The following is a 7,127-nucleotide window of genomic DNA, read 5'->3' as shown; positions in this document are numbered from 1 at the left end:
AATGCTGAACCCGGACAAGGCGGTAAATTGTTAAAGAGCTGATACCTTAAACGCGACAACTACGTTGACAGATACCGGCCAGCGGCCAAGGCTATTGCCGCCCAGGGTGTTCCAGAGTTTCAGAATCGGGCTTTTGGAGGGTACGTAGGTCATGGGCTATTTCGGGTCTTGCTGACTTAAAACGTGTAGCATTGTTGCACTGTTACCCGTCGCAACTTAAGTATCAATCTCTCCAGGGGGCTTGCCCATTTCGATTACTGGCGCGCTGCCGGTGTGACCCAAACCTGCAAAGTGGGTTTTATAACTTACTTTATAGGTTTGAAGGGCACCTCGGATCTCACTAGAGCCGCACCTTGTCTTTGGTTGATAGGTGGCTGGCGCGGGAATTCACCTACGGTCCCTTCGCATTCCCCACAACACCAAATCTCTGCCTACACTTGTTCTTCGATAAAAAGAATCACAGGATTGCAGATGGCCGTTTTCGTCGAAAAGGGCCTGGACGGTTGTTTCGATGTAGAGTCCAAGCTCATCATGGAATACTGCACTGCCAACCGGATACCTACCCAGGTGTTCGAGCCGTTCGACATTTGCAGTGGCAAGCTCTCCCTTAAGTACGCGCAGCTGGTCGTAGGCTGTGTTGGTGCGGTCAAGGATGCGTTGAAAACCCTTGGTGCGGCGCCGCCATCTCTTGATCCCTATCCCGCCTCCCTAAGACCCTATCTCCGCCGGGCCGTATGGCCAACTACCGCAGGAAATCTGCTCAACCGCGTTCAGCGTGGGGAAATGGCGTTTGCCAAATCGATGGCCTGGGGGCTGGTGCCGGGCAACGTCTATTCCCCGGATTGCGACAACAATGCACTGCACTATGCGCCGCCTGCGCTGGATGTGTACGCCTCCGAGGTGGTGGAGTGGCTGTGTGAATTCCGCCTGTATGTGGTGGACGGAGTCATTGTGGGGGGCGGCCAGTACGCCGGTCCACCGGGGCCTTCCATCGATATGCGCGTGGTGCACAGGGCGCTGAAAGCGTTTCAGGCCGACTCTGCCGCGCCGCGGGCCTTTGCCATGGATTGGGGGGTGATGGCGAGAGGGCATACCGCGCTGGTTCAGGTGAAAGATGCCTGGTCGCTCCGGGCCTTTGGTGATATCCGCGCCGCCAGTTACTACCGGGTATTGAAGGCGCGCTGGAATGAGCTGGTGGGGGCAGCGCGGGTGGAAGCGGGCGGCAAACGGGCCGCTGCGGCGGTGTTTGCCGGCCGTTCCGTATCGGTATGAAAGTGGCTTGGTGCCCGGTAAATTTCCGTTTGCGGCCAAGGCACCTTAAGCTGAAGGTGCGCTCCGTGTATTTTGGCTGAGCGCGGTAGGAGGCAATATGGACCTACAGATACTCTCGCTGGAAGGACAATTTTACATCGTAAAGACGGTAGATGAATCTGGTTCCCACCTTCTTACCGATCGCCACAACGCACCACAAAAGTTTCACTGCCTCGAAGAGATTCGGGACCACTTTGCCTGGAAAAGCCTGGACGATGTGTGGCTGGAGCAGCAGACGCCCTATGAAGAGATGTGCGGCCTGACCGATGATACCGCACCCCTTCAGATCAAGTTGAACTGGTAGCTCAGCAAATCCACTACCGGTGTCAGCCGCCGAAAATTGTGTCGTCTATCAACCCTGATGTAGTCTTTGAACCAAACCTAACGGACTCAAAGACACAGTAAATGCCTTCGTCAAATACCTCTGCTCGCCTTTCTCGCCGGCATGCCTGCCTCGGCGTTCTGATTCTCAATATCGTGACAGTCCTTGTGGCCGGGTGTAGTACGCCGGCGCGTCAGGTGGTTTCTGAGACATACCACAGTGAGAAGCCGCGTATCGATCAATGGGCGGCAGACTGGCACAAGGATTCTGACGCCGAGTTCCGTACGGACAGGTCGGTGCTGGTGGCCACCTATGCGACAACCGAGTTTACCAATGTGAAGCGCTTGCGCAGCACTGATGAACTGGTGTCCGCAAAAACACCGATGATTGTGGCATGGCTGGAAATGAAAAAGGGACCGCAGGCGATTCCGTTGTACCGGTATGTGGTAATCCCTCTGAAATATGTAAGCGCAGAGACACTTATCCAGCAGGGCGCCTATATCACTGAGCAGAAAGACCTTGGGCTGCCCGCACAAACGCCCGCAGATTCTTATAAGGGTGCCATGGTTACGGACTGGCAATACTGCTATGCCTGCTTCGCCCAGCGCGAGATCGAAGAACTTGAAATGCGAGACCTGAACTTTCTCACATCCAATGTAAAACGCCGGATGGAAGACCGCTCGTTGGGTGGCTTGTACTTTCTGAACACGCCGGCTGCGGCGCGCACGCGCTCTGCCGGTACGGCGAAGTTGACCGTGGAAGTAGGGGAGCGTGCCCGGGAGCAACAGCAGGCATTTACCGATTATTACCTGAAAAACAGGGCCGCCCTGGCGGATGCCCGTGAGGGAGATGCGCGCTATCGCCGCTTCTGGCGCGAAGAGGTCGAACCGCTCCTGTTCGATGCTTTTGCCGTGTCCCAGGGTTGTCCGAAAGATTTCCAGTCGTCCCGGCAACGCTATAAGCGATTGGCACCGATGTATGTGGAACAGCGTATCCGCCTGAATCGGGAATATGTGGAATGCCGGAGCGATGCACTGGCGCGGTACGACCTGAATACTTACCAGTCTCAATTTGCGCAGTTGCAGCAGCGTGAAAGCGCGCTGTGGGCCCAGTCCAGCGGTTCCCTTCGCCGCAAGATGATACCGCCGCAAGAGGTGGTGCCGCAGGCGGTGAAATGGATCGATGAGGCTGCGGAGGGAATCGAAAGTGCCTACCGCGACCTGGCGAATATTGAAAAGGCAGAAGCGCGGGCGGCGGCTTCGAAGCAGCGCGCGGAAGCCTTTAGTCAGGCTACCTGGCAGTCGACATTCAGTGCCATCAGCAACCGCAACGCGCAGGTGTTACAGCAGTCTCGCCAGGTCAGTGCCATGGTCGACCGTGCACAAACTGCGCCCCGTCCGGCGTTTGGTAAACCGAACGCGGAGCGAAAACCTGCGGAATCGGATTCGGAAGCGGGAAACAAAGTGCAGTATAGGCCCGACACGGCGAGCCCTGCACCCGTCGCCGCTGCCAAGGAAGCAGAGCCCATGGGTGCCGAAGCAAATAGTGAAAATGCCTATGTGGGTGCGGGGCGCGATTATCCGTTCAGCGGAAGTTCCAGCAGCTACTATCAGCGATCCATGGCGATCGACCTGGCGGAAACCAATTTGCGCAATCAGGCGGCCGAGTTCTGCGGGAGCAGCTACAAAGCGGAGATTCGCTGGAGCCCGGATGCAGAGTGTAAGCAGAGCGCCGCGGCCGAGAGTTTTCTCTGTACACGGGACGCCCTGGTGAACTGTTACGAAAACCGGTGCGAGCAGGAATTTTGCGGAACGCGATCGCCCTAGTATTCGATCGCTTCCTTTTATTGTTTAAAGTCCGGGCACACCGGGTTTTACCGCCCGGACTTTTAAACCGCGCTTACTGCTTGCCGGGGGCTTTCAGAAATTCGGTCAGTGCCGCCATATAGCGGTCAAAGTCTTCAAACTGCGGTACGTGACCGATGCCGTCCAGCTCCACCAATTGCGCATTGGGGATGGCTTCTGCGGTTACTTTACCGAGTCTGTCGTAACGGCCGAGATCGGCGCGGATGGACTCCGGCGCGCGATTGCGGCCAATGGCGGTGCGATCGCGGGTGCCGATAATCAGCAGGGTGGGGGCCTTCAGGTCGCCAAATTCGTACAGCACCGGCTGGGTGAACACCATATCGGAAGTGCGTGCATCAATTTCCGCAATCTTGTCTGCGTCCGGGCCGATGGTCCAGCCGGCCTGAATGGCCAGGAGCGGGTCGTAGGCCGCTTTCCATTTACCGTCAAAGTAGGCGGCGGTCATGTAGCTTTTTACCTTCTCCGGGGTCTGCTGTTTTTCCTGGGCAATGGCCTGCTCGACGGGCTGATAGGGGGTGAACCGCTTCCAGTCTTCCAGGCCGATGGGGTTGATCAGCACCAGCTTTTCGACGGTTTCCGGGTACATCAGGGCAAAGCGGGTAGCGAGCATCCCGCCCATGGAATGGCCGGCGACGGTGGCGCGGGAAACGTCGAGCTTGTCCAACAGTGCTTTGGTGCTGTCCGCCAGCGCCTGAAAGGTGAACTGGAAGCCCTCCGGCTTACTGGATTTGCCAAAGCCAATCTGATCCGGCGCGATAACCCGATAGCCCTGTCTGCTGAGGGCATCGATGGTGCTCTGCCAGTAGGCGCCGGAGAAATTCTTGCCGTGCAGTAACACAACGGTTTTGCCATTGGCGTCCGCTGCCGGCGGTACGTCCATATAGACCATTTCCAGTGGCTGCTGCTGGTCGCGGAACGCAAAGGTCTCGACCGGGTAGGGGTAGTCCATATCGCTCAAGCGGGCATCCTGGGGTTTTACCGCAGGGGCGCTTTCTGCGGCCAGGGAAGCCGGCGGCCAGATCAGGCCGAGCGTGGCCATGACTAGGGGTATAAGAAGTCGGGGCAACAGGGGCAGTCGGATCCACGGTTGGCGGGTGGCATTCAGCATAAGTCTTCGTACTCCTTGAGGTATTGCGAATGTTCGGCTGGGTGAGCCGTGGTTCTGTCTCTCTGCACGATCGCGCCGCTGTTAATTTGTTCTGTTTATAAAACGACCTGGACAGCAGCGCCGATGATCATAGCACTGATAGATGACTGACCGTATTTACCGCGATGGATTCCCGGTGGCTGTCGGGTCTACCACAGGGCATGGCTCCAAGGGGCTATTTCTGTGCGAGGAATCACAAATTTCATCGAGTTCTGTTTAAAATGGCTACTGGTCCTTCTCCATATATGATTCTTCGTGAATAAATCGTGCCGCTTCATCGACGGCCACAATAAGTTCGAGACGTAGCAATGGCCCGCACCCAGCAAATCGAAAACCACTTCCGCCAGACCGTATCCGATGCCCGCAATCTTGCCGCCACCCTGGAACAGGGCCAGGCGGAAATGCCGCTGGCCGAGCACTTCGGTAGCCTGATTCAATCTCTGGATCGTCGGCCGTTTTCCGTCACGCTGCTGTGCCTGGACAAGCCCAGTCGGGAGCGGGTGCTGAAGTGGCTGTACGGCCACCAGTTTGCGGTTTTCTCACTGCAGATTTCCGGGCAGATCGGCCTGTTGGAAGTGCAGCTGAAGGACAAGGGCTACGCGGTTGAAAACAGCAGTGGCTCGCGTCAGGAGTTCGATACCTGGGAGGAGCTGGTACAGGTGGTGGGCGATCCGTCCGGCATGACGGACAGCAGTGGCCAGGAACTTACACTGGTGACGGAGCGGGTAAACGACCTGAAGAACCTCAACCTGCTGTTGCCGGACAGCACAAAATTTGTGCAGGAGTCGCCCGCATTACTGACACGCATTCTGCGCGAGACCAATATTCTGATGGTGGCAGGGCATCCGCACTACGCTTTGTCGGAAATCGAGCGCGGTGTGATCAATGATCTGATGGCGGAGATGGAAGGCTTCTGGCCGTTGCTGCCCGTGGATGAGCTTGCGGAAGAGGTGAGTATTCCGGAGAACGGCTGGTGGCAGCAGGTGGCACGGCCCAAGATCAACCTGCCACCCAAGCTGATTACCACCCATGTTGAGGCCGAACTGCCCGGGTTCCTTACCAGCCCGGAAAATGCGCTGCGCCAGACCTTGCAACTGCTACTGCTCGGTCGCAAGGCGGAGACTGCGGTCGAGGCGGTCAACGAGCGGCTGTCTCAGGAGCTGCGTCAGCTGGAGAGCCGCAAAAAGCGCGAAGCGCGCAAAACCCAGACCAGCGCTGCATTGGGCAATGACATGGGTTTCGCCAGTCAGCTGCGCAACCACCTCGGGGATGGGGTGAGTGACATCAATAAATCCCTGCAGGAAAAGGCCCGTCGCAACGACACTGGCACCGGCAACGCCGGTCAGCAGTTGAAGCAGTTTATCGACTCCATGCACATCGACGATCTGGCGATGGAGAAGGGGTACAAATCGATCAAGCTATCTCTCAGCAACAAGTATCAGGAATCCCTTACCCGTTTTCTGCGCGACGCCTTGAAAAACGGGGTTAAACGCGATGCGGAAATGCTCAATAGCGAACTGGATTCCCTCAAGCGCTCCCTGTCCAATGAATTCAAAAGCAAGACCGGCGTGGAGCCGGTGCTGGAGTTCGATCCGCTCAATCGCGATGGCCTGATTGATGATCTCGCCAGCTCGGTGAATCTGGAGATGCGCTATCAGGGCGAGATGCCCAAGCGCGGCTTTTTCCAGCGTTTGGGGGAAGCGCGCCGCGCGGCCTTCGTCATTCTGATGAGTGTGTCGCTGTTGGCGATGATGGGTATCAATCTGCGGGATAACCCACTGATCGGCGTCATTATTTTCTTTGTGTTTGTCGGTGCTTTTGTTTTCACCTATTACGGCTGGAAGCGGGAGGATGAGGAGCGCCTTGAGAAAGAGTTAAGCCGCGTGCGCGAGGAAGTTCTCGGCAGCAGCCGCCGGCTATTGGGGGAACTGACCCGTGAGAAGCAATCGCGCATCGGCGATTCTCTCGAGCGCGTCAAAAAACAATGGCAACTGGTGCTGGACCGCACCTTGCAAGACTGGCAACAGCGCGAGCGCCAGACCAGCGAAAAGCAATCCCATCAGTCCCGTCAGCGCCTGGCGAATATCGATACGCTGATCAATCAGTGGCAACGGCAACAGCTACCCGCGCAGAAACTGCAGGGCAGCGTAAGCAAGATCGTCAGTGATTGTCGGGCCCAACTCGAAATGCTGGTGGACGCTTGATCCATTTAACAGCTGCCCCAGCGCCGTCTCGGTCAGTGGCACATCGGTGACCAGTGCAATGTAGGAATCCGTTGTGGGGGTGTCCGGTGCAATCAGCCCCGCCTCCCACACACCGCCGCTTTCCGGGATGGTGATGGCGTTTGCCCGGCGCATGGTCAGGTCCTGTCGCAATATATCCACCTCACCATTTTGATACACGCCCAGCAGATGCAGATAGCCGGGGTTCCCGGTTTTTATCTGCCAGCGGTATTCGGCGGCCGCAGGGACCTGGAGGGGCA

At 57.3% G+C, this 7,127-nt stretch carries 6 protein-coding genes; 4 read left to right on the top strand and 2 right to left on the bottom strand.

What is annotated here, in order from left to right; all coding sequences use genetic code 11:
• Window positions 1–471 precede the first annotated feature (471 nt).
• The 3 genes from AAFH99_RS12000 (at window position 472) to AAFH99_RS11990 (ending at window position 3,459) form a co-directional block, all read left to right on the top strand.
• Window positions 472–1,272 carry an ATP-grasp domain-containing protein gene (locus AAFH99_RS12000; RefSeq protein WP_406827855.1) on the top strand — a complete coding sequence of 267 codons (801 nt, stop codon included), beginning with the start codon at window positions 472–474 and terminating at the stop codon, window positions 1,270–1,272.
• 97 nt (window positions 1,273–1,369) lie between these two features.
• Window positions 1,370–1,615 carry a DUF6482 family protein gene (locus tag AAFH99_RS11995; protein ID WP_406827854.1) on the top strand — a complete coding sequence of 82 codons (246 nt, stop codon included), beginning with the start codon at window positions 1,370–1,372 and terminating at the stop codon, window positions 1,613–1,615.
• A 101-nt stretch (window positions 1,616–1,716) separates the two neighbouring features.
• Window positions 1,717–3,459: a hypothetical protein gene (locus AAFH99_RS11990; protein ID WP_406827853.1), complete on the top strand. Its 1,743-nt coding sequence runs from the start codon at window positions 1,717–1,719 to the stop codon at window positions 3,457–3,459.
• A gap of 73 nt (window positions 3,460–3,532) precedes the next feature.
• Here the strand turns inward: AAFH99_RS11990 and AAFH99_RS11985 are convergent, their stop codons facing one another.
• Entirely contained in the window at window positions 3,533–4,606 is a 1,074-nt protein-coding gene (locus AAFH99_RS11985) for an alpha/beta fold hydrolase (RefSeq protein WP_406827852.1), read from the bottom strand.
• A gap of 347 nt (window positions 4,607–4,953) precedes the next feature.
• Here AAFH99_RS11985 and AAFH99_RS11980 point away from each other — a divergent pair, with 347 nt between their 5' ends.
• Entirely contained in the window at window positions 4,954–6,849 is a 1,896-nt protein-coding gene (locus AAFH99_RS11980) for a hypothetical protein (RefSeq protein ID WP_406827851.1), read from the top strand.
• Here AAFH99_RS11980 and AAFH99_RS11975 read toward each other — a convergent pair.
• Window positions 6,766–7,029 carry a hypothetical protein gene (locus AAFH99_RS11975; RefSeq protein ID WP_406827850.1) on the bottom strand — a complete coding sequence of 88 codons (264 nt, stop codon included), beginning with the start codon at window positions 7,027–7,029 and terminating at the stop codon, window positions 6,766–6,768. The genes AAFH99_RS11980 and AAFH99_RS11975 overlap by 84 nt on opposite strands.
• Window positions 7,030–7,127 lie beyond the last annotated feature (98 nt).

Origin of the sequence: Microbulbifer sp. ARAS458-1 (genome assembly GCF_045348205.1) — a bacterium.
Lineage (GTDB): Bacteria > Pseudomonadota > Gammaproteobacteria > Pseudomonadales > Cellvibrionaceae > Microbulbifer.
Note: the sequence above shows the minus strand (reverse complement) of the source record. Positions and strands in the feature narration are given on the sequence as shown.

Bases quoted from the DNA above. Each gene is read 5' to 3' on its own strand.
- AAFH99_RS11985 (WP_406827852.1), bottom strand. From the start codon at position 4,606: ATGCTGAATGCCACCCGCCAACCGTGGATCCGACTGCCCCTGTTGCCC.
- AAFH99_RS11980 (WP_406827851.1), top strand. From the start codon at position 4,954: ATGGCCCGCACCCAGCAAATCGAAAACCACTTCCGCCAGACCGTATCC.
- AAFH99_RS12000 (WP_406827855.1), top strand. From the start codon at position 472: ATGGCCGTTTTCGTCGAAAAGGGCCTGGACGGTTGTTTCGATGTAGAG.
- AAFH99_RS11995 (WP_406827854.1), top strand. From the start codon at position 1,370: ATGGACCTACAGATACTCTCGCTGGAAGGACAATTTTACATCGTAAAG.
- AAFH99_RS11990 (WP_406827853.1), top strand. From the start codon at position 1,717: ATGCCTTCGTCAAATACCTCTGCTCGCCTTTCTCGCCGGCATGCCTGC.